This is a genomic window from Streptomyces sp. NBC_00433 (assembly GCA_036015235.1).
GTDB lineage: Bacteria > Actinomycetota > Actinomycetes > Streptomycetales > Streptomycetaceae > Actinacidiphila.
The window spans coordinates 634,147-659,440 of sequence record CP107926.1 but is presented as its reverse complement, the minus strand read 5'-3'; the positions used below and the strand labels follow the sequence as shown (position 1 = coordinate 659,440).

The following is a 25,294-nucleotide window of genomic DNA, read 5'->3' as shown; positions in this document are numbered from 1 at the left end:
ACGGACACATGGAAGAGAACCGCACCGGCGGGCCGGCCAAACAGACCCCGCTCACCCGCGCGCTCGACACCATCCGCACACTCCGGCAGCGCCTCGACGAGCAGGAGGGCAACGTGCCCGTCGCCGTCGTCGGGATCGGCCTGCGGCTGCCCGGCGGCATCCAGGACCTGGACGGCTACTGGGCGGCGCTCGCCGAGGGCCGCGACCTCGTACGGCCGATGCCCGCGCACCGCAAGGGCCCCTTCGGCGCCGAGTGGGACGGGCTGCCGCAGCGCGGCGGCTACCTGGACGAGGTGCTGGACTTCGACGCGGCCTTCTTCGGCATCAGCCCGCGTGAGGCCAGGCACCTCGACCCGCAGCACCGCATGCTCCTCGAAGTCGCCTGGGAGGCGCTGGAGGACTCCGCGCTGCCCGCGGACCGCCTGCAGGGCAGCCGCAGCGGCTTCTACCTGGGCATCATGTGGCAGGACTACCGCGAGTGGCTGGCCGGCGACCCCGACGCGTACTGGACCACGGGCAACGGCCACAACTTCGCCGCCGGGCGCATCGCGTACGCGCTCGGCCTGACAGGGCCCGCGCTGTCCGTCGACACCGCGTGCTCGTCCTCGCTGGTCTCTGTGCACCTGGCCGTGCAGGCGCTGCGCCGCGGCGAGTGCGAGACCGCCTTCGCGGCGGGCGCCAACCTGATGATGTCGCCGCGCTCGATGCGGCTGGTGCAGGAGACGCGGTCGATGTCGCCCGACGGGCTGTGCCGCACCTTCGACGCGCGGGCCGGCGGCTTCACCCGCGGCGAGGGCTGCGGCGTCCTGGTGCTCAAGCGGCTCGACCACGCAGAGCGGGACGGCGACCGGGTGCACGCGGTGATCCGCGGCACCGCCGTCAACCAGGACGGCCGCTCCGGCGGCTTCACCGCGCCCAACGTGCTCTCGCAGGCCGCGGTCATCGAGCAGGCGCTCGCCGAGGCGGGGCTTGAGCCGGCCGACATCGGCTTCGTGGAGGCGCACGGCACCGGCACCGCGCTGGGCGACCCCATCGAGATGGAGGCCCTGGCGATGACGCTGGGCCGCCGCAACGGCGGGGCGCCGCTGCCGGTCGGCGCGGTCAAGACCAACCTGGGCCACCTGGAGTCGGCGGCGGGCGTCGCGGGCCTGGTGAAGGCCGTGCTGTGCCTGCGCGAGCGCAAGATCCCGCCGACGGTCCACTTCCGCGACCTCAACCCGCGCATCGACCTGTCAGGGACCGGCATCACCGTGCCGACCGCGCTCCAGGAATGGCCCGTGCAGGGCGGCCGCTACGCGGGCATCAGCTCCTTCGGCATGAGCGGCACCAACGCGCACGTCGTCCTCGGTGCGGCCCCCGACCGGCCGTCGGCGCAGGCGCTGCCCGCCCCGGACGGCTTCCCGGTCTCCGCCCGCACCCCCGAGGCCCTGCGGGCGCTGGCCGCCCGCTATGCCGACCACCTGGACGCGCTGCCCGCCGCCGACTACCCGGCCTTCGCCGCCACCGCCGCGACGGGCCGTACGCGCATGGAGACCACCGGCTGGATCGCCGCGCCTGACGCGCGTAGCGCGGCCGCCCAGCTGCGGAGACTCGCCGCCGGCGAGCAGCCGGTCGCGGCCGTCCCGGACCTCCCCGACCCGCCCCGCGCGGTCGCCACGCTGCCCACCTACACCTGGCAGCGCCGCCGCTTCGCACCCGACTACGCCGCCCCCGCGCCGGCCCCCGCCGCGCCCGCGCTCCCCGCCACCCACCGCCTGGAGTGGTCCCCGCTCCCGGCCCGTGCCGCGGGCCTCGCGGCCGAGCGCTGGGGCGGCGCGGAGGCCGGCGGGGCGCTCGTGCTCGCCGGGGACGACACCGCGCTGCTCGGGCGGCTCGCCCGAGCCGCCGCCGATGCGGGTGCGCGGGGGACGCTGCTCGCGCCCGAGCCGGTGGAGGTGCCCGACGGGTGGGCGTACGGTGCGCTGCCCGCCGGGGCCGAGGGCTGGGACGCCTACTGGGGTGCGCGACTGCCCGCCGCGGGCACCGCGTTGGTGCTCGTGCCGCGTGCCGTGGACTTCCCCGAGGACGGGCAGTGCGATCCGGCCGAGGACGGGGCCGGGCTGTGCGCGGAGGTCGCAGCGGCCGTCGCCGCGCTCGCCCGTACGGGGCAGGGCAGGGTGACCGCGGTGACGTCGGCCGCCCGCCGGCTCGCCGAGGGCGAGACCGTACAGGCGGGCACCGGCGGGCTGTTGCAGGGCCTCGCGCCGGTGCTCGGGCTGGAATTCCCCGACGCCTGGGCGGGCGTGGCCGACCTGCCGGGCGCCGCCGCCGCCGCGGACCTGGCCGCCCTGGTCGGGCACCTGGCCCACCAGGGCACCGCACAGGGCCCGCCCGAGGACCTGGCCGCCGTACGCGACGGGGTCGTGCACGCGGCGCGACTCGTCGCCGCCGAGCAGCCCGCGCCGCCGCAGGTCGCCGCCGACGCCACCTACGTGGTGACCGGCGCGCTCGGCGCCGTCGGCCGCGAACTGGTGGACGCCCTCGTCCGCCGCGGCGCCCGCCACCTGCTGCTGATCGGCCGCAAGGACCGGGCCGAACTCGCCCCGGAGGCAGCCGGCTTCCTCGACCGCCTGGAGCAGGCCGGCGTCAACGCGGTCTACCGCGGTGGCGGCAGCGACACCCCGCAGGCCCTGGACGCGGCGCTGTCCGCGCTCAGCCGGATGCCCGCCGTCAGGGGTGTGGTGCACGCGGCCGGCGTCGTACGGCACACGCCCGCCGCCGAGTTGACCGCGGCCGGCATGCGCGCCGAGATCGCCGCGAAGGCGTCGGGCGCCTGGTGGCTGCACCTGGCCTCGCGTACCTGGCCGCTGGACTTCTTCGTCCTGGTCTCCTCGGTCTCCGCGGTGTGGGGCACCGAGGGCCACGGCGCCTACTCGGCCGCCAACGGCGCGCTCGACACGGTCGCCGCGCACCGGCGCTCGCTCGGACTGCCCGCGGTGAGCATCGCCTTCGGGCCGTGGGACCTCGCAGGACAGGGCATGGCCGACGCCGAACTGCGCGAGCGCTCAGCCCGGTTGGGCATCGGAGCGCTCGACGCGGCCGCGGGCCGCGCCGCGCTGACCGGTACGGCGCCCGGCGCCGACGGCCTGCTGATCGCCTGCCCGCTGGACGTCGACCGGCTGCGCTCGACCATGGCGGTGCTGCGGCCCCGGGGACTGTTCGCCACGGGCGCGGAGCCGGCCTCCGCACAGCCCGATGTGCCGTCGGTCGCCGCCGAGTTGGCCGCGCTGCCCGAGCGCGAGCGCGCCGCCGCCGCCCAGGCCCACGTCGCCCGGCTGGTCGCCGAGCAGCTCGGCCACACCGACGCCGCGGACCTGCGCCCCGACGTCGGCTTCTACGACCAGGGCCTGGACTCGATCACCGCCGTGGACCTCGCGGTCAGGATCGGCGCCGCCTTCGGCACGACCGTCCAGGTCACCGACGTCTTCGACCACCCCACCGTCGCCGCGCTGGCCGCACACCTGCTGGCGGGCGGCCCCGCGCCGGCCCCGGCACGCCGCCCGGCCGCGGCCCCGCAGGCCGCACCCGCACCCGTGTCCGCGGAACCGCGGCCCGCCGCGGCGGCGGACGCCGATGAGCCGATCGCCATCGTCGGCATGGCGGGCCGCTTCCCGCAGGCGCCGAGCGTCGAGGACTTCTGGACGCTGCTCAGCGAGGGCCGCGACGGCGTCACCGCCCCGCCGGACGGCCGCTGGGACGCGGCGACACTCGGCTCCGACCGCATCACCACCCTGGAGGGCGGCTACCTCACCGACGTCGACCGCTTCGACTCGGCCTTCTTCTCCGTCCCCGCCCGCGAGGCCGACAACCTCGACCCGCAGCAGCGGCTGCTGCTGGAGTCGGCCTGGCACGCCCTGGAGGACGGCGGCATCGCACCGGGACGGCTCCGCGGCACCCGCACCGGCGTCTTCGTCGCGATCGGCTACGCCGACTACGCCCGGCTGCTGGCCCGCGGTGGCACCCCGCACATCGACGCCTACTACAGCACCGGCACCGCGCTGAACGCCGCGGCCGGCCGGATCGCGTACACCCTCGGCCTCAACGGGCCCGCGATGGCCGTCGACACCGCGTGCTCCTCGTCGCTGGTGGCGCTGCACCTCGCGGTGCGGTCGCTGCGCTCCGGCGAGAGCGACACCGCGCTGGCCGGCGGCGTCAACATCCTGCTCGACCCGGTGTCCTGGACCGCCGTCAGCCAGGCGCACATGCTGTCGCCGACCGGCCGCTGCCGCACCTTCGCCGCCGACGCGGACGGCTTCGCCAGGTCCGAGGGCTGCGGTGTGCTGGTGCTCAAGCGGCTCTCCGACGCCCGCCGCGACGGCGACCGGGTGCTCGCGGTGGTCCGCGGCAGCGCCGTCAACCAGGACGGCGCCTCCTCCGGGCTGACCGTCCCCAACGGCGTCGCCCAGGAGGCGATGATCACCGCCGCCCTCGCCGACGCGCACACCGCGCCCGCCGAGGTGTCGTACCTGGAGGCGCACGGCACCGGCACCTCGATCGGCGACCCCATCGAGGTCGGCGCCGCCTGGCGGGTGCTGGGCCCCGGGCGGGCGGCGGACGAGCCGCTGCTCGTCGGCTCGGTCAAGAGCAACATCGGCCACTGCGAGACCGCGGCCGGCATGGCCGCCGTCTTCAAGACCGTGCTGGCGCTGCGGCACGACACCATCCCCGCGGACCTGCACTTCGACCGGCCCAACCCGCACGTGCCCTGGTCCGACATGAACGTCCGGGTGGTCGACACCGCCCGCCCCTGGCCGCGCGGCTCCCGGCCGCGGGTCGCGGGCGTCTCCGGTTTCGGCTTCACCGGGACCAACGCCCACCTCATCGTCTCGGACGCGCCGCCGCCCCCCCTCCCCGGCGGCGCGTCCGAGAACAGCCCCGAGCCCCCGCGGCACCACCTGCTGCCGCTGTCCGCCCCCGACGCCGACGGCGTCGAGCGGCTCACCGACGCCTGGCGTGACCGGCTGGCCGGCTGCCGCGACGAGGACCTGCCGGCCCTGGTCGCCGCCGCGGCCGCGGGCCGCAGCCACTTCCCCCACCGGCGGGCCGTCACGGGCCGCGACCGCGAGCAGCTGCTCGCGGCACTGGAGGAGCGGGCGCCCGTCGGGCACACCCGCGCCGGCGGCCCGCGGATCGCCTTCCTCTTCACCGGGCAGGGCAGCCAGTTCTTCGGCATGGGGCGGGAGCTGTACGAGACCGAGCCGGTCTTCCGCGAGGTCTTCGACGCCTGTGACCAGGCCGTCGCGCCCGGCCTCGGCGCCTCGCTGACCGACCTGGTCCTCTACGGCGGCGATCGCACCGCGATCAACGAGACCCGGGTCACCCAGCCCGCCCTGGTCGCCCTGCAGACCGCGCTCGCCGCGCTGTGGGAGTCCTGGGGCGTGCGCCCCGCGGTCCTGCTCGGCCACAGCGTCGGCGAGATATCCGCCGCCGTGCACGCCGGGGTGATGGACCGCGCCACCGGGCTCGCGCTGATCACCGAGCGGGCCCGGCTGATGCAGGGCACCCGGCGCGGCGCGATGCTCGCGATCGCCGCACCCGAGGACGCCGTCCGCGGCTGGACCGAGGGCCTGGAAGTCGACGTGGCCGTGCTCAACGGCCCGCAGGCCACCGTCGTCTCCGGCGACCCCGAAGCGGTCGACGCGCTCGCCGCCCGGCTCAAGTCCGACGGCGTCAAGGCGCGCAGGCTCGCCGTCTCGCACGCCTTCCACTCCCGGCTGCTCGAACCCGCGATGGACGAATTCTCCGCGCTGCTCGGCACGTTCGACTTCGCCGACCCGCACACCCCGCTGATCACCAACGTCACAGGGCGACTTGCCCGGCCCGGCGAATACGACGCCGCCTACTGGCGGCGGCACGCCCGCAACCCGGTCCGCTTCCTCGACGGGCTGCGGCAGCTCGGCGAACTCGACATCGACGTCTGCCTGGAGATCGGCCCCGACCGGACCCTGGTCAACATGCTCAAGGGCGCCGGCCTCGCCCCGCCCGGCGGTGCCGCGCCCTCGCTGCGCCGCGGTTCCGCCGACCGTGCCGGACTGCTGGCCGCCGCCAAGGTGCTCTACGAGGCAGGGCAGGACCTCGACTGGCGGCACATCCACGCCGCCGCGGGACACGACGACAGCGCGCCGCGCTACCCCTTCGCCCGCACCCGGCACTGGACCTCCGCCGAGCCCGGCCCCGCCACCGGCGCCGAGCCGGCCGCGGCCGGACCCGCGTGGGGCACGGAACTGCGCTCGCCCGGCCTGCGCGGCCGCGTGTGGCGCACCGAGCGCACCACCGCCTACCCGGCGCACCTCACCGACCACCGGCTGTTCGGCACCGTGTCGGTGCCGGGCGCCTCGCAGACCGCGACCGTGCTGTCCGCACTCGGACAGGGCGGCGCCCCCGTCGAGTTGGCGGACCTGTACTTCCCGCGGGCCCTGGTCCTGCACGACGGCGAGCGCTACGAGCTGCAGATCGTCGAGGAGTTGGGCAACGGGCAGGTCAGCGTCCACAGCCTCGTCGACGCCGACCGCGACGAATGGCAGCAGCACCTGTCCGCCAGGATCGTCCCGCAGGCCGACCCCGCGGGCGCGGAAGCCCCCGAGCCGCGGGCCTTCGCCGCCGCGGCCGAACGCCGCCTCACCGGCGCGGACTTCTACCGCCACCTGCGGGCGCTCGGCTACCACCTCGGCCCGTCCTTCCGCTGGATCGACGAGGTGTGGATCCGCGGCGACGAGGCCCTGATCCGCTACGCCGAGCCGGCCGACCCGCGCGAGGACCCCGCCTCGTACGAGATCCACCCCGGGCTGCTCGACTCGCTGCTGCAGAGCGCCGTGGTCTTCGCGGTCCGCACCGCGGAGGAGGGCGAGCCCGCCGAGGAGGCCGCGCTGGCCATCCCCTTCGCCCTGGCCCGGGTCTCCTTCCCCGGCCGCCCGACCCCCGGCGGCACCCTGTGGGGCCACATCACCGCGACCCGGCACGCCCGCGACGGCGACGGCCTGATGCAGGTCGAATCCGCCGACCTGCACCTCTTCGACGACACGGGCCGCACGGTGCTCGCCGCCGACGACTTCCGCTTCCGCCGCGCCCCCCGCACGGTCCTCGAACGCTCCCTGCGCGGCGGCACCCCGCACGCCTACCGGCTCGTGTGGCACGAGACCCCCGCACTCCCCGCCCGCGACGCCACCGCCCACCCCCGCCGCATCGCCCTGCTCGGCGCCGAGTCCAAGCCCGGCCGTGCGCTGCGCGACACCCTGGAGTCCTACGGCCACCACGTCACCACCCACGACCCCGACTCCCCGCCGCCCGCGGGCACCGACCTGCTGGTCGACGCCCGCTTCGCGGAGGAGCCCTACGACGACGCCGCGGGGACCGGGCGCGACGCGTCCGCGCCGCTCGCCGGATCGGCCCTGGAAGCCGCCGGTGCGCTCGCGCGGGGCCTCCGGGCCGCCGGGCGGGACCTGCCCTACGCCGTGCTGGCCCCCGACGGGGACGAACCGGCCCCGGTCACCGAGACGTTGTGGGGGATGCTCGCGTCCGTCGAGGCCGAGCAGCCCGCACGGATGCTGCTCCGCGTCGGCCTCGGGCCCGACTGGCAGCCGGGCGCGGTGGTCAGGGCGCTCGACCGGGAGCTGGACGCCGCCGTCGCGGAGCCCCGGCTGCTCGTCGGCGCCGAGGGCGTACGGGCGGCGCGGCTGGCCGCGGAACCGGCCGAAGGCGGCGAGGCGCCGCCGACCGGTGGCGCCGCGCTGGTCACCGGGGGGCTCGGGGCGCTCGGGCTGAGCGCCGCCGCCGCGCTCGGGCGGGCCGGCTTCTCCGCGATCACCCTGATGGGCCGCTCGGAGCCGGGCCCCGCGGCACAGGCCGCCATCGCCGAACTGACCGCCCGCGGCGTCCAGGTCGACGTCGTGCGCGGTGACGTCACCGACCCGGCGGACTGCCGCGCCGCGGTCGCCGCCGCGAGCGCCGCCGCGCCGCTGCGCGCGGTGCTGCACCTGGCGGGCGCCACCGCCGACCGGGCCTTCGACCAGCTCACCGACGACGACTTCGACGCCGTCTTCGCCGCCAAGGCCGCCGGCGCCGAGCACCTGGCGGCGGCACTGGCCGGGCACGACATCGACGCCCTGGTCCTCTTCTCGTCGGCCTCCGCCGTCCTCGGCTCCGCGGGCCAGGCCAACTACGCCGCCGCCAACGGCTTCCTGGCCGGCCTCGCCCGCCGCCTGCGGGCCGACGGCATCCCCGCGACCACCGTCGACTGGGGCCCGTGGATCCCGGAGGGCGGCGGCGGACTCGCCGACTCCGCCGCCGTACGCGCCGCGCTGGCCCGGCAGGGCCTGCGCCCGCTCACCGACCCCGAGGCCGAGGACCTGCTCAAGGCCGCGCTCGGCGGCGACCCGCGGCGACTGGTCGCGGTCGCCCTCGACACCGAGGCCTATGCGGCGGCCTACGCGCAGCGTGGCGGCGGATCGAGGGCCGCCCTGCTGGACGGCACCCTGCTGCGCCGCCCCGCGCCCACCCCCCGCCGGGCGGCCGCGGCCGCCACTCCCGACCGCGGCTGGCTGCGCGCCGACCTGGCCGGCCGGCCGGCCGAGTCCAGGGACGAGCGGCTGCGCAAGGAGCTGCGCGACATGGTCGACACGACCGTCGGCGCCGACACAGGCGCGGACGACGACCTCGGCTTCGCCGAGGCCGGGCTCGACTCGATCATGATCATCGACCTGCGCACCCGGCTGTCCGAGGCCGTCGGCCACGACCTGCCGGCCACCGTGGCGCTCGACCACCCGACCGTCGCGCGGCTCGCCGCCCACACCCTCGGCCTGCTCTTCCCGACCCCCGCGCCGACCCCGACGACGGCACCCCCGCCGGAGCCCTCGACGGAGCCCTCGACGGAGGCCGTATCCACCCCCGCCGCCCCCGCGGCGCCAGAACCGGCACCGGCAGACGCCCCCGCCCCCCGGGCCCTTGCCGGCAGCCTGGCGGCGGACCGTACCAGGACCCCGTACGGTCCGCCGCCGTCCACCCCCGAACCGGCGGACACGAACGCCCCCGGCACACCCGACAGCCCCGCCGAGGAGGACGGGGAGCTCGCCGGACTGTCCTTCGACGAGCTGCTGCGGGCCGTGCAAGCAGATGTGACCACAGAGAAATGAGGCGGGACAGCATGGACGCCGATCAGATCCGCCGGCTGATGGAGGACCAGCTGAAGCACTCCCGCCGCCTCCAGGCCAGAATCCGCGAACTGGAGGACGAGCGGCACGCCCCGCTGGCCGTGGTCGGCATGGCCCTGCGGCTGCCCGGCGGGCTCGACTCACCCGACGCCTACTGGGACTTCCTGCGCGGCGACGGCACCGCCTACCGGCCGATCCCCGAGGACCGCCCCGGCCTGCGGGCCGTCTACGACCCGGTGCCGGGCAAGCCCGGCCGCTCGTACGTCGACCAGGCCGGCTTCCTCGACGACATCGCCCACTTCGACGCCGACTTCTTCGGCATCTCCCAGCGCGAGGCGAAACTCCTCGACCCCCAGCAGCGGATGCTGCTGGAGACCGCGTGGGAGGCCCTGGAGCGCGCCGGAGTGCCGGTACGCCGCGCCGACCGGCTCAATGTGGGCGTCTACCTCGGCATGATGGCCTCCGAGTACCTGGAGCGCCTGGAGGACCGCGAGGACACCACCGGCATCGACCCGTACTACACCACCGGCGGCGGGCTGTGCTTCGGCGCCGGACGGATCAGCCACGTGATGGGCTTCAGCGGCCCCGTCCTCAGCGTCGACACCGCCTGCTCGTCGTCGCTGACCGCACTGCACCTGGCCGCCCGCGGCCTGCGCAACGACGAGTGCCGCTACGCGCTGCTGTGCGGCTCCAACCTGCTGCTGTCCGCGAACCTGATGGTCTCGCTCAGCCAGACCAGGGCGCTGTCCCCGACCGGCAGGTCGAAGTCCTTCCTGGCCTCCGCCGACGGCTACGGCCGCGGCGAGGGCGTCGGGGTGCTGGTCCTGATGCGGCTGGCCGACGCCGAGCGCGAGGGCCGCCCCGTGCTCGCCGTGCTGCGCGGCACCGCCGTCAACCACGACGGGGCCGCCTCCGGGCTCACCGCCCCCAACGGCCCAGCCCAGCAGGAGGTGATCCGCGCCGCGCTCGCCGACGCCCGCGTCGACCCGGCCGACATCGGCTGGATCGAGGCGCACGGCACCGGCACGGCGCTCGGCGACCCCATCGAGGTCGGTGCGCTCGACGGGGTGATCGGCGGCGCGGTGCGGCAGCGCGGCTTCCCGCTGCCGATCGGCAGCGTCAAGTCCCGGCTCGGCCACCTGGAGGCCGCCTCCGGCATCGCCGCGCTCATCAAGACCGTGCTGATGCTGCGGCACGGCGAGATCCCGGCGGCCGCGGGGGAGGACGACGGCCCGCTCAACCCGCACATCCCCTGGGAGGCCACGGGCTTCACCGTGCCGCGGACCAACCAGCCCTGGCCCGAGCAGCTGCCGCGGCGGATCGCCGGCGTCAACTCCTTCGGCATGAGCGGCACCAACGCGCACGCCCTCCTCGAAGCGTACGAACCCGCCGTCGGCCACGGACCGTCGGCGTCCGGCCAGGACGGCGCGGACATCGAGGACGGCGGGCCCGACCTGCTCACCGTCTCCGCGAAGGACCCGGCGGCGCTCGCGATACTCGCCGGGCGGCTCGCCGACCGCCTCCGCAAGGGCGACCCCGGGCAGACCGCGTCGCTGTGCCACACCCTGCGCTGCGGCCGGGCCGCCCACCCGGTCCGGCTCGCCGTCACCGGCAGCAGCGCCGCGGAAATGGCCGACGAGCTGGACGCGGCCGTCGAGGGCCTGTCGGACGCGGCCCCGGCGCCACGCGCCGACCGCGCCCTGGCCCCGCGCGAGCTGACCCTGCTCCCGGGCGCCGACGCCGACGCGCTGACCGCGGCGGTGGACGTGCTCGTCCGGGCCATCCCCGGCCCTGCGGACGGCGAGTCCCCGGCCGGGCAACTGGCCGCGCTGCTAGGGCGGTTCGGGCTGCGGGTCGCCCTCGGCGAGGAAAGCGGCGGCCCGGCCCGGCTGCGCTGGCAGTCCGGCGGCGCACCGCACGAGGCGCCGCTGACCGGCGCCCGGCCGCAGGACGCGCACCGGCTGCTGCTCGCCGCGCTCGGCGAACTGTACGCGGCAGGCGCCGACCTGCGGTTCGACGCGCTGCGGGCCCCCGGCGCGCGGCTGCTCGGCGACCTGCCCACCTACCCCTTCCAGCGGCGCCGCTTCTGGATCGACGAGCCCGCGATGGGCGGCGCCGCCCGCGACGGCGGCACCGGTCCCGCCGCCCGCGGCACGGACGCGCCCGACCCGGTGGACACCGCGGCCGTCGAGGCCTTCCTGCTCGGCCAGTTGCAGGAGGTCCTGCACTCCGACGAGCCGCTCGACCCGGCGCTGTCCTTCCTGGACGGCGGCGGCGACTCCTTCATCTCGACGCTCTTCATCACCCGCGTCGAGGAGCACTACACCTTCGGGCTCACGGCCGAGGAGCTGCCGCTCGACCTGCCGCTGACCGAACTGCTCGGCTCGCTCGCCAGGGACATCACCGACACCGCCCTGGCCGACCCGGCGGGGGCCGCCCGATGACCGCCCGCCAGGCGGTGGCGTCCCGCACCGAGGACGCCGCCGCCGCCTTCGTACGGCCCAGGCCCGTCGCGCAGCCGCGGCTGCGCCTGGTGGTGATCCACCACGCCGGCGGCTCCGCGGCCGCCTACTTCCCGCTGAGCCGGCTGCTGCCGCGCGACTGGGACCTGCTGCTGCTCGACCTTCCCGGGCGCGGCAAGAGCCACACGCAGCCGCCGCTCGCCGACATGGCCCACCTCGCGGCCTGGACCGCGGACCGGATACGCCCCTGGGCCGACGGCACACCGCTGGCCCTGTTCGGCCACAGCCTCGGCGCGGTCGTCGCCCACGAGACGGCCCGCCTGCTGGAGGCGGACGGCGTCGCGCCCGCCTGGCTCGGCGTGTCCGGCAGGTCCGCCCCCGGCCACCGGGTGCCCGACGGCCTGCCCGACACCGACCTGCCCGACGACGAACTGATGCGCCGGCTCACCCTGATGGGCGGCATGCACCCGCGGATCGACGAACTCCCCGACTTCCGGGAGCGCTTCCTGCACCTCGTACGCAACGACCTGCGAGCGGTGGCCGGTTACCGGCCCGACCCCGCACGGCCGCCGCTCGGCATACCGCTCTCCGCCTTCGGCGCGACCGACGACCACGTCGCGCCGCCGGGCACCCTGCCCGGCTGGGTCGCGCAGACCCGGGCGCGCTTCGCGCGGCTGCTCTTCGACGGCGGGCACTTCCACTTCCTGGGTCCGGCCTTCCCCGACTTCGCGGTCCGGCTGGTCCAGGAGATCCACCAGGCGCTGCAACCGGCCCAGGCCGGCCGCCAGGCGTTCCACCCCAGCACCGTGTGAACCCGTCAGGAAGGCTCCGGCTCATGACGCAGCAACCGATACCGGACATACGTCCGCTGATGAGCGCGTTTCCGACCGGCGTGTCGGTCATCACCACGCTGGCACCAGACGGGGTGCCGTGGGGCATGACCTGCACCTCGCTGTGCAGCGTCGCCCTCGACCCGCCGACCCTGCTGGTCTGCCTGCGGCGCGGCAGCCCCACCCTGGCGGCCATCCTGGACAGCGGCGCCTACACGATCAACCTGCTGCACCAGGCCGCCCGGAGCACCGCGGAACTCTTCGCCTCCGGCGCCCCCGACCGCTTCGAGCGGACCCCCTGGGCGATGCAGGAGCCCGCCTGCGGACCGCACCTGGTCGAGGCCGCGCACACCATCGCCGACTGCCGCGTCGCCGACGTGCACGACATCGGCGACCACTCGGTGGTCATGGGCGCGGCCGTCGCCGTCACCCAGCTGACCTCGCAGTGGCCGCTGCTGTACGGCATGCGCCGCTACGGGGCATGGGCCGAGTCCGGGCAGGACGTCCACCTCTCCTATGACTTCATCTCCTGACCGGGCGACCGCCACGGTCGCACCACCGGCTCCCCGCCCCGCGGAACGCCCGCTCCAGCTGACCCCCGCCACGGCCGGGCAGCTGACCCTCGACGCGATGTTCGCCAGGGTCGCCGCCCGCAAGCCCGACCACACCGCCGTCCGGGTCGGCTCGGGCCGGCTCACCTACCGGGGCGCGGAGCACCGTGCCCGGCAGCTCGCGTCGCTGCTGGTGCTCGGCGGCGTCCAACTCGGCGACCCCGTCATCGTCAACTGCGTCGACCACCGCAGGTCGCTGGTGGCCCAGCTGGCGGTGCTCAAGGCCGGCGGGGTGGTCGTACCCGTGCCCGCGGGCACACCGGACGCGGCGCTCCCGGAGATCGCCGCGCTCAGCGGGGCGCAGACCGTCCTGTGCGGCCGCGCCCACCGGGCCGCCTGGGACGGCGTCCAGCTGGTCGTCCCGATGGACGACCCCGCCACCTGGCAGCGGGCCGAGGCCGTACGCCCCGACGACTCGCTGCCCAGGTCGAGCCCGATCGACCCGGCGTATCTCCTGCTCGCCCCCGGTACGGACACCGTGCCGGGGCCGACCGGCGAGCTCATCGACCACCGGGCCTGGCAACTGGCCGCCGCCGCTCGCATCCAGCGGGTCGGCGCCGTCGAACACGGCGTCGAGATCCGCCAGCCCGCCCCCGGCGGCCCGGTGACCCTCGCCGCGATGTGGTGGGCCGTCGCATCGGCCGGCACGCTCTACTGCGGGTCGCCCGAGGGGACGCTGACCCGCTCACCTGTCGCCATGCTCACCCCGCAGCAGTACGACCGCCTGCTGGTCCCCGGCGCCCCGGGACCGCGCACCGTCGTCCTCGTCGGCGACCCCTGCCCCGCGGAACTCGCCGCGCGGCACCGGGCGCTGCTCCCCACATCCCGGCTCTGGGCGGAATTCGCCCCGGCCGGCGGGGCCCTGCCGTGGACCGCCATCGACCTGTCCCACCCGGGGGAGCCGGCGTCCGCGGCCGCCGGCCGCCGCCGCGGTCTGAACGTCGGCGGCGCCGTCGCCGGCGTGCGCATCCAGATCCTGGACGAGCACGGTGGCGCTGCGCTACCGGGCGGCATCGGCGAGGTCTGCGCGGTAGGCCCCGCCCTCGCCTTCGACCGCGTCTTCCACCACGCCCCGGGCCGCGCCTTCAACCCGGACCCGGGCCCGGTCCTCCACGCTTCCCTCCGGGGGCGCCACACCCCAACCGACCACCTCACCGTCTTCCCCCAGCCTTAGCCCGCCGGAGGGCGGCGATCCCCTCACCTGCGGCCCTGGGTGATTGCCCCTTGCGGTGCGTTGCTTGCTTGCGCGTGCGTCGTGATGGGGCGCGCAGTTCCCCGCGCCCCTTCGGGCTCGCGTCCTCCTGCGCCCAGGCGTTGGCCCATGCCAGGGGCCCTCTGCGCAGGAGGGCACGCGTTTTTCAGGGGCGCGGGGAACTGCGCGCCCCGCCGGACAGGCGGGAAAGAAGGCAACGCCACCGCAAGTGGCAATCACCTGGGGGCGCCTGGGGGTACCCCCACGCGGAGCGCTGGGGGAGAACTGCGCCACAAGCCCCCACCGGGCCGGAAGCAAGCAACGCCACCGCAAGTGGCAATCACCTGGGGGCGCCTGGGGGTACCCCCAGGCGAAGTGCTGGGGGAGAACGGAGCGACAAGCCCCCAACGGGCGCGGGCAAGCGGCGCACCGGACGAGGCGAGCGCCGGCGCAGAGGCGGAGTCGGGGTCGGGGTCGTGGGGCCGGCCCCACCTGGCCGGTGGGGGGCGGGGCCGGTGGCCCGGTGCGGGCGCTAGTCCGCCGGGTTGGCCGGGGAGTGGCGAGCCGCGAGCAGGGACCGTATCGCCGGTCCGGGGCGGAAGATGGACGACGGCCGGGCCAGCAGGTGCTGCATGTCCAGGAGGACGAGGTGCGACTCCTGGGAGACATGCGTGGCGAGCATGAGCCGGCGTACGTACCGGTTCACCAGCCCGGTGCCGGGCGGCCGCGGCCCCACCGTCTCGGGGTACATGAAGTCACTGCCCGTGGACATCTGCCACGGGGTGGCGATGGCCGCCGCTGCCTTGCGGTAATAGGACCGCGCCATCCGCGCGGACGCGCGGCCCTCCTGGTCGAGGGTCTCGCCGAGGGCCACCGCCTCCATCGCCCCGACGGTCATGCCCTGCCCGTAGAGCGGGTTGAAGCTGCAGATGGCGTCGCCGAGGGCGACGTAGCCGGTGGGCAGGACGCGGAGCCGCTCGAAGTGGCGCCGCCTCGCCTGCGGGTAGGTGAACTTGTGGGCGCGCATCCCGTCCAGCGGCTCGGACGAGGCGAGCAGCTTCGCGACGTGCGGGTCGGGCAGGTTCTCGGCGAATTCGGCGAAGCCCTCGGGGTCGGTCGGGGCGTGCGAGCGGTGCCAGCCGCCGAGGGTCACCATCCAGCGGTCGCCCTCGACGGCGAAGACGGCCGCCGCGCGCTTGTCGTGCGGCGGCACAGCGGACATCAGGTAGAGCAGTCCGCCGCCGTCCCCGCCGATCCGGTCGCCGGGCGCGCGGCGCAGCACCCTGGTGGTGTAGCCGACGTCGACCTTGAGCTTGGTGACTTCGGGCGCGGGGCATTCGAGCCGCCTGAGCCAGGTGTCGGTGCGGTCGCCGCTGCGCCCGGTGGCGTCGACGACAAGGTCGGAGCGCAGGATCTCGCCGCCGTCGAGGACGACGCCGCAGACCCGCCCGGGGGAGCCGTGCAGGTCGATGACCGAGACCTGGTGGCGTACCGTCACGTTGGGCAGGGCCCTGACCCGTTGCCGTACGGTGTGCTCCAGGTAGGCCCGGGTCAGGCTGATGCCGAGCTTGCCGCTGCTGAACCTGGCCCGCAGCGCGCCCATCTGGTGGAAGAGCAGGTCCGATCCGGCGTCGTAGGGGACGGCGCCGCCCTGGACCAGCTCGTCGGTCAGCCCGGGGAAGACCCGGTCGAGCACCTGCCGGCCGCTGATCAGCAGCGCGTGCGCGTGGCCGCTCTGCGGAACCCCGCGGCGGTCGCTCGCGTCGTCGGGCAGGGTGTCGCGGTCGATGACCGTGACACGGTCGAATCGGGTCGACAGCACGGCGGCGGAGACAAGTCCGCTCATCGAGCCGCCGACAACGACCGCATGTCCTCCGATTGTGCCCACAGATCCTCCAGGCCTCGCGACCGACTGGACAAAGGAGTCGACTGGACATAGGAGTCCGAGTCGATTCTTGGCCGGAGGAACGGAAGAGGCATCTCCCTGATTGCTTGGCCTTGTGCGGCGCTTGTATACCGGTGCGCGGCCTATGCGGGCCGCGCACCGGAGGCTAGCACCCGAAGAGATCGGGAACGGCGAGTCCGAGTTGCGCCCGGTCGGCTTCTACCGCCCGGAATTTCGTCGGCGCGGTTAATATCACGTCAACGTTCACAACGCTGCCCGGGTCAATCTGAAAGGGCCCCGCCTGGCCGACGACGACATCGTACTTGCCGCCGCCCACCGTCCGGGAAACCGCTTCGATCATCCACATTCCCGACGGGATGTGCGCGATGTTCCACAGGTCCGTGGAGTTGCCGCTGCGGCAGCACCTGGTGGCCTTCTGCCCGTTGAGCGTCATCGGGAACGCGGCCAGGTAGACGGGCTCGCGCAGCAGACCGTCGCTCCGCTTGGTACGCCCGGTGACCGAGCCGTACGTGAAGTGCGTCGCCTCGGCGCCCGCCACCATGTCGACAATCGAACTGCCGAGGGAGCTGAGCCGTCGGTACTTACCCGGCGAAACACCCACAACCTTGGTGAACCGCGAGGTGAACGCCCCGAGGCTCGCGTAGCCGACCTCGTCGGCGATGTCCACGATGCTCCGCTCGGAGCGGAGCAGCCTGCGGCGCGCCTGCTCCATCCGTACTGCGAGCAGGAAACCGGATGGAGTCAGTCCGGTCTCCTGGTGGAACAGCCTGGCCATGTGGCAGGGGCTCAGCCTGGCCATACGCCCGAAGTCGGCGATGGACAGGTTGCCCTCAAAGCCCTCATGAATGCCTTGAACCACCCATTCGATCTCGGTCCGCACCCGTGCTCAGCCTCCCCGTATTGGGCCGCACGTGACAACTCGGTCACGATAACCACGTGCTATGTGTGAGGTCAAGGAGTCCCAGGCGCACAGTTGTCGAGCGGAACTGAGCAATCCGGGCGATGCGTACGGGGTGTCCCGCACGCACCCTTGTGGTGTCTACTTGAATGAGCGACTGGATCTGGACGGGGGATCATGCAGCTGGAATTATTGGGGCCCATTCGCTTCTGGCGGCACGGTGAGGAGGTGTCGCTCGGCCCTCCCAAGCAGCGTGCCGTCCTCGGCCTGCTGGCCGGCCGGCTCGGCGAGATCGTCAGCGTGGAGCAGATCGTCGACGGGGTGTGGGGCCGTGAGCTGCCGCAGTCCGCGGCCAGCGGCGTGCACACTTACGTGGCCGGTCTGCGACGGGTGCTCGATCCGGCCCGCGGCCGCCGCAAGTCCGGCGGCGTCCTGGTCTCGGCGAGCGGCGGCTACTGCCTGCGGCTGCCGGCCGAGGCGGTCGACGTCCAGCTGTTCACCCGGCACCACACCGCGGCCCGCAGCCTGCTGGCCAACGGCCAGGCGGAGGCGGCCATCGGCCAGTTGGAGCGCGCGCTCGCGCTGTGGCACGGCGACGCGTACGCCAATGTGCCCGGCCCCTTCGCCGAGATCGAGCGGGTGCGGCTGACCGAGTCCCGGCTGATGGCCGTGGAGGAGTGGGCGGATCTGCTGCTCACCGCCGGCTGGCACAACCAGGTGATCCCGGCGCTGGTCGGCCATGTCGGCCGGGAGCCGCTGCGCGAGCGGCTGCGCTCGCTGCTGATGCTGGCGCTCTACCGGTGCGGCCGGCGGGCCCACGCGCTGGGCGTCTACCGGGAGACCAGGGAGCTGCTGATGGCCGAGCTGGGGGTCGAGCCGGGGCCCGAACTGAGCGCGCTGCACGAGCAGATACTCAACGGCCACCCCGCGCTGATGCCCCGTACGGTGCCGGGGAGTGTGCAACTGCTGCGCTCGATGACGGCCGCTCCTGCGGGTGTTGAACGCTGGCAGACGGCCGAGCCGCGGCCGGAGCTGCGGCCGCAGGTCAGGCAGTCCCCTGCGGCCGGTGCGGCCGCCCGCAGGGTCCCGTACGCTCGGCAGGCCGCGGACTACACCGCGGCCGCGGAAGGCTCCCGGTAGCCGGTGTGCAGCTTCCGGGGGGTCACGCCGGGCATCTGGTGCGGCAGGGCGAGCAGCACCGGCGGCCTGAACCACTCCGCGGGTCGCGGGGTCAGGATGACCCGCTCGTGCCGCTCGGCCGCCGCCGCGTCCTGGTCCCGCATCGTCAGCGGGCCCGTACAGTCCACCAGTTGGACGGGTTGCCGCCACTGTCTGGTACGACAGCCGGCGGCACCTGGTTCCGGCAGGGTGGCTGCGTGCAGGAACCACGTACCCGCCGGAATCCCGGTGAGCCGGAAAGGGCCCGGCGCCTCCAGCACCGCGCAGACCGCTGGTCTGCCCTGCATGATCGGGCTGTCGAACAGCCCGACGAAGACCTCGGTACGGCCGGTGCGCCAGGGCCGTACATAACCCGAGACGCTGTTTCTGCTGGTGCTCGCCGGCCGCTGCGGATGGGGCAGCGGAACCGCGGTCGCCGTCTGCCGGTACTGCGTCGGCGGCAGGCCCACGGATTCGGTGAACCTGCGGGTGAAACTGCCGATGCTGCTGTAGCCGACCTGCGCCGAGATGTCCGACACCTTCAGCGAGGTGTCGAGCAGCAGGCGTTTCGCCTCGGCCAGCCGGACGGCGCTCAGAAAGCGCCCCGGGGTGACCCCGGTGGTCCGCCGGAAGGAGCGCAGGAAGTGGAACTTGCTGACCAGTACCATTCGCGCCAGTTCGTCGAGGGTGAGCGGCTCTCCGTACTTGTCCCGGATGACCGCCACTGCGCGCTGAACTATGTACTCCATGAAACACTCCCAGGTCGTGAGGGTTCATTCGAAATACTCACAAACCGACGGGGCAGCCAGAGTGGCGCACGACCGCATAAGGAAGTACTCGGGTAAATCACTTATTTCGCGCCGATTATCGGCACGCAAATAACATGTTGCATCCCAGAGTCCCCCGTGAGTTCCCGTCACGCTCTGTGCTATAGAGGCGGTGATGAACCGGTGTGGCGGAGTTGATCCTTGCATCTCTGCGGCCCCGGTGTCTTCTTCATCCTTGCGAATCGAGCGGATCCGGCACGTATTCGCAGGTCAGCGGCTTCCAGTGGGCATATAGACGCTCTTTAGGCGACCGGTGAAGAATCGACGGGCGCCGAGTCGAATGCCTGACAAGGTTGTTCCGCGGCCGGCAGCGTGCGGTGAAGTCAGATGCTCTACGGCAACTGAGAGGGCCACACTATGTCGAGCCATCAAGTGCAGCTTCTATTCGTTGACCTCGCGTTAATCGTGATCGTCGCCCGCCTGGTCGGCAGAGTTGTCGCCCGTTTTGGGCAGCCTGCGGTGATCGGTGAGATCCTCGGCGGGATTCTGCTCGGTCCTACGCTTCTGGGCGGGGCGGTCGACACGCTGTTCCCGGTGGGCGTGCGCCCGCTGCTGTCAGGAATGGCCGACGTCGGCGTCGCACTTTTCATGTTCACCGTCGGCCTGGAGATCGAGGGCCGGCATCTGCGCGGCCGCGGCTGGCTGACCGCGGGCACCGCGCTCGGCTCGATGCTCGTGCCGTTCTCGCTGGGCATCGGCATGGCGTTCTACCTGCTGCACAACCACCCGACCGACCGGCACGGCACCTTCATCGTCTTCATCGGCCTGTCGGTGTCGGTGACCGCCTTCCCGGTGCTGGCCCGGATCCTCACCGACCGCGGACTGTCCCGCACCACGCTGGGCGGTATCGCGCTGGCCACCGCCGCCATGGTCGACGTGCTGGCCTGGACCGGACTCGCCGGGGTCCAGGCCGTCGCCAGCGAGGGCGGCCACCACTGGCGGCTGATCCTGGCCATCCCCTACCTGCTGGTCGTCATCCTGGTCGTACGCCCGGTGCTGAGCTGGCTGGTCGGCAACGGCACCACCCTGCGGCCGCAGAACCCCAACGCGGTCCTCGTGGTCCTGGTCGGCATCCTGCTGTCGGCCGCGGCGACGGAGGCGATGGGCCTGCACTTCATCTTCGGCGCCTTCATCTTCGGCCTGGTCACCCCCAAGGGGACGGCGGTGCACGCCTTCCACACCGAGATCACCGACCACATCGGGCGGATCTCGGGACTGCTGCTGCCGGTCTACTTCATGGTGGCCGGCCTCGGCGTGAACCTGCGGCACTTCGGCGCCACCCAGGCCGGCGAACTCGGCGTCATCCTGCTGGTCGCGATGGTCGGCAAGTTCGGCGGCACCTACGTCGCCGCCCGGCTGCTGAAACTGCCGCCGAGACCGGCCTGCGCACTGGCCGCGCTGATGAACACCCGCGGCCTGACGGAGCTGGTGATCCTCGGCGTGGGCAAGCAACTGGGCCTGCTGGACGGCCCGCTGTATTCGCTGATGGTCGTGATGGCAGTCGTCACCACGATGATGACGGGACCGCTGCTGAACCGGATCTACCACCGTCCCGTCGTGGTGCCGGAAACACCCAGTGTCCACCTGCCGGAGGCCCAGGAAGTGCCGTCGGCCTAACGGCTGGAGTACGGGGAGGAGCACCGATGCGGCTCATCGAACGCACCGCGGAGATCGCGGAGATCGACGACCTGCTCACCGAATGCGCGGCCGGCACCGGCGGCGCCGTCCTGATCAGCGGCGCCATGGGATGCGGCAAGTCCGAGCTGCTGACCGCACTGCTCAAGCGCGCCTCGGAGCAGGGCTACGTCGTGCTGGACGCGGTGTGCTCGGCGGCCGAGCAGCGCTCGCCGGGCGGGGTGCTCAACCAACTGCTGCGCTGTACCGCCCCGCTGGCCGGCGGCCCCGACGGCGACACCGCCGGCGTCTCGCCGCTGCTGGAGCGGGTCGGCGCCTTCCCGCCCTTCGCCGACCAGGACAGCGGCGCCGACGAGGCGGCCCTGCACCCCGCCGTCACCGAGGCACTGCGCCGCCTGGTCCTGTGGGTGCTCGACACCGCGGAGCACACCCCGGTGCTGCTCTGCGTGGACGACATCCAGCTCGCCGACGACATATCCCTCTACTGGCTGCTCCAACTCGTACGCCAGCTGCGGTCGTCCAGGATCGCACTGGCCCTCACCGAATGCCCGCTGTCCCGGCCGGTCTACCCCCGGCTGCGCGCCGAACTGATGCGGCAGCCCAACTACCGCCGCATCACCCTGGGTCCGCTGACCCCCGCGGGGGTCAGCGAGCTGATCGCCGACCACCTCGGGGCCCTGGCCGCAGCCGAGCTGGGCGCCGCCTGCCACGCGGCCAGCGGCGGCAACCCGCTGCTGGTACGGGCACTGGCCGAGGACAACCTCGGCGCGGCCCCCGGCCACCGGCACGCCGCCGACGTACGGCTGTCCTGCGGCGAGGCCTACCGCGACATGTACCTGAGCCTGCTGCACCGCGGCCGCACCCCGCTGCTGCGGCTCGCCCAGGTGCTCGGCATCCTCGACGGCGACCTCAGCGACGGCCTGCTGCTGCCCGGCGCCCTCCTCGACGGCGAGCCCGCCGAGATCGCCAGGGCCGAGCAGGCACTGCACTCCGCGGGCCTGCTCACCGGCCGCCGGCTGCGCGGCCCCGCCGCCCGGCAGGCGGTCCTGGACAGCCTCAGCGCCGCCGAACGCTGCGAACTGCACCAGCGCGCCGCCCAGTTGCTCTACCGCGAGGGCGCCGCCGTCACCCGCGTCGCCAGCCACCTGCTGGCCTGCGACGAGATCGCCCAGCCCTGGGCCGGGACGTTGCTGCGCGAGGCGGCGGAAAGGCACCTGGCGGGCAATCGCACCTCCGAGGCGCACGCCTGCCTCGACGCGGCCCTGCGGATCTGCGTGGACGAGGGCGAACAGGTCTGCCTCAAGGCGCTGCTCGCCTCCACCGCCTGGGCGCTCAACCCGTCCATCAGCGCCCCGCACCTCGGCGAACTCGCCGTCGCCCTGCGCGACGGCCGGCTGCCCGACCGGCACGCCCTGATGCTCGCCAAGTACCTGCTGTGGCACGGCCGTTTCGACGAGGCCGTCGACGCCGTCCAGCGGATGGTCGAACGCGAGGAGCTGTCCGACCCCGGCTGGGCGGTCGAGGTACGCGCCACCCGCGAGCTGCTGTCCGCGTCGTATCCGGTGCTGGTCACCCAGCAGGGCCGCGGCGCCCGCCGGCCCGTCCTGGACGCCGGCCACCGCTCACGCTCCGACGAGGACCCGCGCGTACGCGGCGCCGCCGCCCTGTCGCACGTCCTGGCCCACGGCCCCGACGACGCCGTCGCCTCGGTCGCCGAAGAGGCCATGCGGGCCATGCGGCTCGGCAAGAACACCCAGGAGTGGCTGATGTGCGCGGTCGCCGCACTCGGCTTCTCCGACCGGCTCGACGCCGCGGGCAGCTGGTGCGACCACTGGCTGGAGGAGTCACGCGCCCGCCACGTCCCGCTGTGGGTCGCGGAATTCTCCTCGCTGCGGGCCGGCATCGCGCTGCGCGAGGGCCGCCCGGCCCGCGCCCGGCTGCTCGCCGAGGCCGCGCTCGCCCAGGTGCCCGCCGACAGCTGGGGCGTCTGCATCGGCGGCCCGCTGGCCAACCTCGTACAGGCCGCCACCGACACCGGCGACTTCGAGGCGGCAGCGGCGTACCTCCAGTTCTCCTTCCCCGAGGGGATGTTCTCCAGCCGCTTCGGGCTCTACTTCCTGCAGGCCCGCGGCTACTACCACCTCGCCACCGGGCGCCCCTACGCCGCCCTCGACGACTTCATGGCCTGCGGCGACCTGATGGCCCGCTGGGGCTTCGACCAGCCCACGCTGGTGCCCTGGCGCAGCGAGGCCGCCCGCGCCCATGTGATGCTCGGCGACCAGAACCGCGCCTACACCCTGGCCCGCGAGCAGATGGACATGGTCGACCTGCGGCCCAGCCGCGCCCGCGGCATGTCGCTGCGGGTGCTCGCCGCGGCCGGCCCGCCGGCCGCCCGAGTGCCGCTGCTCAGCGAGGCCGTCGAGGTGCTGCAGATCTGCGGCGACCGGCTGCAGCTGGCCGGCGCCCTGTCCGACCTCGGCCGCGCCCACACCGAGTCCGGCCGTCCAGGACGGGCCCGCGCCCCGCGCGAGTCCGCCCTCCGGCTGGCCCGCGAGGCCGGTGCCGTACCGCTGGAGCGCGAACTGGTGGCGGAACTCGCCGGCAGCGACTCACCAGCGGGGGAGCGCGACAGCAGGATCGCCGCGATCGCCCAGCTCAGCGGCGCCGAGCGCAGGGTCGCCGTGCTCGCAGCACGGGGCCACACCAACAAGGAGATCTCGCAGAAGCTGGTCGTCACCGTCAGCACGGTCGAGCAGCACCTCACCAGGATCTTCCGCAAGCTCGGCGTCACCACCCGAACCCAACTGCCGGCGGAAAGCACGCTGGCGGCCGTAACCGACCGGCAGACCTGTTGACAAGGAAGGCTAGGTGAGGGACGTGCAGCACTCCAGTTCCGCCCACCCGCGCAGCAACGAATTCGACGTGGCCATCCTCGGCAGCGGCATGGCAGGCGGCCTCCTCGGGGCGGTACTCGCCCGCAACGGCGTGCGGGTGCTCCTGCTCGACGCGGGCACCCACCCCAGGTTCGCCGTCGGCGAGTCGACCATCCCGTACACCTCCGGCATGACCCGGCTGCTCGCCGACCGCTACCAGGTGCCCGAGCTGATGCCGCTGTCCAGCTTCAAGGGCATCCAGAAGCACGTCACCCGCAGCTGCGGCCAGAAGCAGAACTTCGGCTTCGTCTACCACCGCGAGGGCGAGCAGCAGAACCCGCACGAGATCAACCAGCTCGTGGTGCCCGCGGCGATCAGGACCGAGACCCACCTGTTCCGCCAGGACATCGACGCGTACCTCTTCAACGTCGCGGTGAAATACGGCGCCCACGCCCGGCTCGCCACCCGGATCTCCGACGTCGACATCGACCCGGCGACGGGTGCGGTGCTGCGCGCCGACAGCGGCGAGGAATTCCGCGCCAAATACGTCGTGGACGGCAGCGGCTTCCGCTCGCCGCTCGCCGAGCGCTTCGGCCTGCGCGAGACGCCCACCCGCGCCAAGACCCACACCCGGGCGATGTTCACCCACATGATCGGCGTCAAGCGGTTCGACGACGCGCCCTCCGCGAAGCTGCACGACCAGCCCAACCCGTGGCACAACGGCACCCTGCACCACGTCTTCGACGGCGGCTGGCTGTGGGTCATCCCGTTCGACAACCACGAGAACGCGCAGAACCCGCTGTGCAGCGTCGGCCTGACCCTCGACCCGCGCAAATACCCCAAGGGCGAGCTGAGCGCCGAGCAGGAGTTCGCCGACTTCCTCAAGCGCTTCCCGGAGATCGCCTGGCAGTTCGAGGGTGCCAAGGCCGTACGCCCCTGGGTGTCCACCGGCCGTCTGCAGTATTCGGCGAACCAGGTGGTCGGCGAGCGCTACTGCCTCACCTCCCACGCGGCCGGCTTCATCGACGCGCTCTACTCACGCGGCCTGACCAACACCCTCGAAGTGGTCAACGCGCTGGGCTGGCGGCTGATCGCCGCGTCCCGCGACGGCGACTGGTCGCAGGAGCGGTTCGGCTACGTCGACGCCCTCCAGCAGGGGCTGTTCGACTTCCACGACGACATCGTCTACAGCTCCTTCGTCGGCTTCCGCAACTACGAGCTGTGGAACGCCGTCAACCGCACCTGGATGCTCGGCACCATGCTCGGCAACGTCATGCTGGAGGACGCCTACTACCGGTTCATGAAGACCGGCAAGGACGAGGTCTTCCTGGAGCTGGAGCAGACCAAATACCCCGGATCGCCGCTGCCGGTCAGCCCCGGCTTCAACGACATGGGGCGGCTGGTACGCGAGCAGTGCCAGCTCGTCGAGGAGGGCAAGACCGAGGCGACCGCCGCGGCCCACCGGATCCTGGAGCACATCAAGAACGCCGACTTCATCGCACCCTCCTTCCGGCTCGGCGAGCGCGACACCCGCTGCTTCAACATGTCCCCCGGCAAGATGGCGCGCAATGCCGTCTGGTGCCGCCGCGAGGCCCCGCCGGAGATCGGCCCGCGCATGATCAACGCCAGCAAGGGCCTGGTCAGGATGCGACTCAAAGGCGGTGAGTGAACAAGCCGGCCGCGGTAAGGACCGCGGCCCGGCGCGTCGATCCGGACC

At 73.9% G+C, this 25,294-nt stretch carries 12 protein-coding genes; 9 read left to right on the top strand and 3 right to left on the bottom strand.

The window, feature by feature from the left end:
• Window positions 1–8: 8 nt before the first annotated feature.
• From OG900_02775 to OG900_02755, 5 genes are read left to right on the top strand one after another with little or no spacing between them, the layout of a single operon-like run.
• Entirely contained in the window at window positions 9–9,167 is a 9,159-nt protein-coding gene (locus OG900_02775) for an SDR family NAD(P)-dependent oxidoreductase (protein ID WUH89159.1), read from the top strand.
• An 11-nt stretch (window positions 9,168–9,178) separates the two neighbouring features.
• Window positions 9,179–11,629, top strand: a complete 2,451-nt coding sequence (locus OG900_02770) for a polyketide synthase (GenBank protein WUH89158.1) — start codon at window positions 9,179–9,181, stop codon at window positions 11,627–11,629.
• Window positions 11,626–12,459 carry an alpha/beta fold hydrolase gene (locus tag OG900_02765; protein ID WUH89157.1) on the top strand — a complete coding sequence of 278 codons (834 nt, stop codon included), beginning with the start codon at window positions 11,626–11,628 and terminating at the stop codon, window positions 12,457–12,459. Before OG900_02770 ends, OG900_02765 begins: the two co-directional genes overlap by 4 nt.
• A gap of 23 nt (window positions 12,460–12,482) precedes the next feature.
• On the top strand, window positions 12,483–13,010 hold the full coding sequence (locus tag OG900_02760; protein ID WUH89156.1) for a flavin reductase family protein: 528 nt from the start codon (window positions 12,483–12,485) through the stop codon (window positions 13,008–13,010).
• The gene (locus OG900_02755; GenBank protein WUH89155.1) at window positions 12,994–14,262 is read left to right on the top strand and encodes a long-chain fatty acid--CoA ligase; all 1,269 of its coding nucleotides are present in this window, start codon (window positions 12,994–12,996) and stop codon (window positions 14,260–14,262) included. Before OG900_02760 ends, OG900_02755 begins: the two co-directional genes overlap by 17 nt.
• A gap of 550 nt (window positions 14,263–14,812) precedes the next feature.
• Here the strand turns inward: OG900_02755 and OG900_02750 are convergent.
• Window positions 14,813–16,126 (bottom strand): monooxygenase, encoded by a 1,314-nt coding sequence (locus OG900_02750; GenBank protein WUH89154.1) that lies wholly within the window; start codon window positions 16,124–16,126, stop codon window positions 14,813–14,815.
• Between the two features lie 205 nt (window positions 16,127–16,331).
• A complete protein-coding gene (locus tag OG900_02745) occupies window positions 16,332–17,066 on the bottom strand; it encodes an AraC family transcriptional regulator (protein ID WUH89153.1) in 735 nt (244 codons plus the stop codon).
• Window positions 17,067–17,261: 195 nt separating this feature from the next.
• Between OG900_02745 and OG900_02740 the strand changes: the two genes are divergently transcribed.
• Window positions 17,262–18,224: a winged helix-turn-helix domain-containing protein gene (locus OG900_02740; GenBank protein ID WUH89152.1), complete on the top strand. Its 963-nt coding sequence runs from the start codon at window positions 17,262–17,264 to the stop codon at window positions 18,222–18,224.
• Here OG900_02740 and OG900_02735 read toward each other — a convergent pair.
• Window positions 18,194–18,991 (bottom strand): AraC family transcriptional regulator, encoded by a 798-nt coding sequence (locus tag OG900_02735; protein WUH89151.1) that lies wholly within the window; start codon window positions 18,989–18,991, stop codon window positions 18,194–18,196. The genes OG900_02740 and OG900_02735 overlap by 31 nt on opposite strands.
• 483 nt (window positions 18,992–19,474) lie before the next feature.
• On the opposite strand from OG900_02735, the gene OG900_02730 reads away from it, so the two are divergent.
• Genes OG900_02730 through OG900_02720 form a run of 3 tightly spaced genes read left to right on the top strand, consistent with a single transcriptional unit; the run spans window position 19,475 to window position 25,246 of the window.
• A complete protein-coding gene (locus OG900_02730; GenBank protein ID WUH89150.1) occupies window positions 19,475–20,686 on the top strand; it encodes a cation:proton antiporter in 1,212 nt (403 codons plus the stop codon).
• A 26-nt stretch (window positions 20,687–20,712) separates the two neighbouring features.
• A complete protein-coding gene (locus OG900_02725) occupies window positions 20,713–23,559 on the top strand; it encodes a DUF2791 family P-loop domain-containing protein (GenBank protein ID WUH89149.1) in 2,847 nt (948 codons plus the stop codon).
• Between the two features lie 13 nt (window positions 23,560–23,572).
• On the top strand, window positions 23,573–25,246 hold the full coding sequence (locus OG900_02720) for a tryptophan 7-halogenase (protein WUH89148.1): 1,674 nt from the start codon (window positions 23,573–23,575) through the stop codon (window positions 25,244–25,246).
• Window positions 25,247–25,294 lie beyond the last annotated feature (48 nt).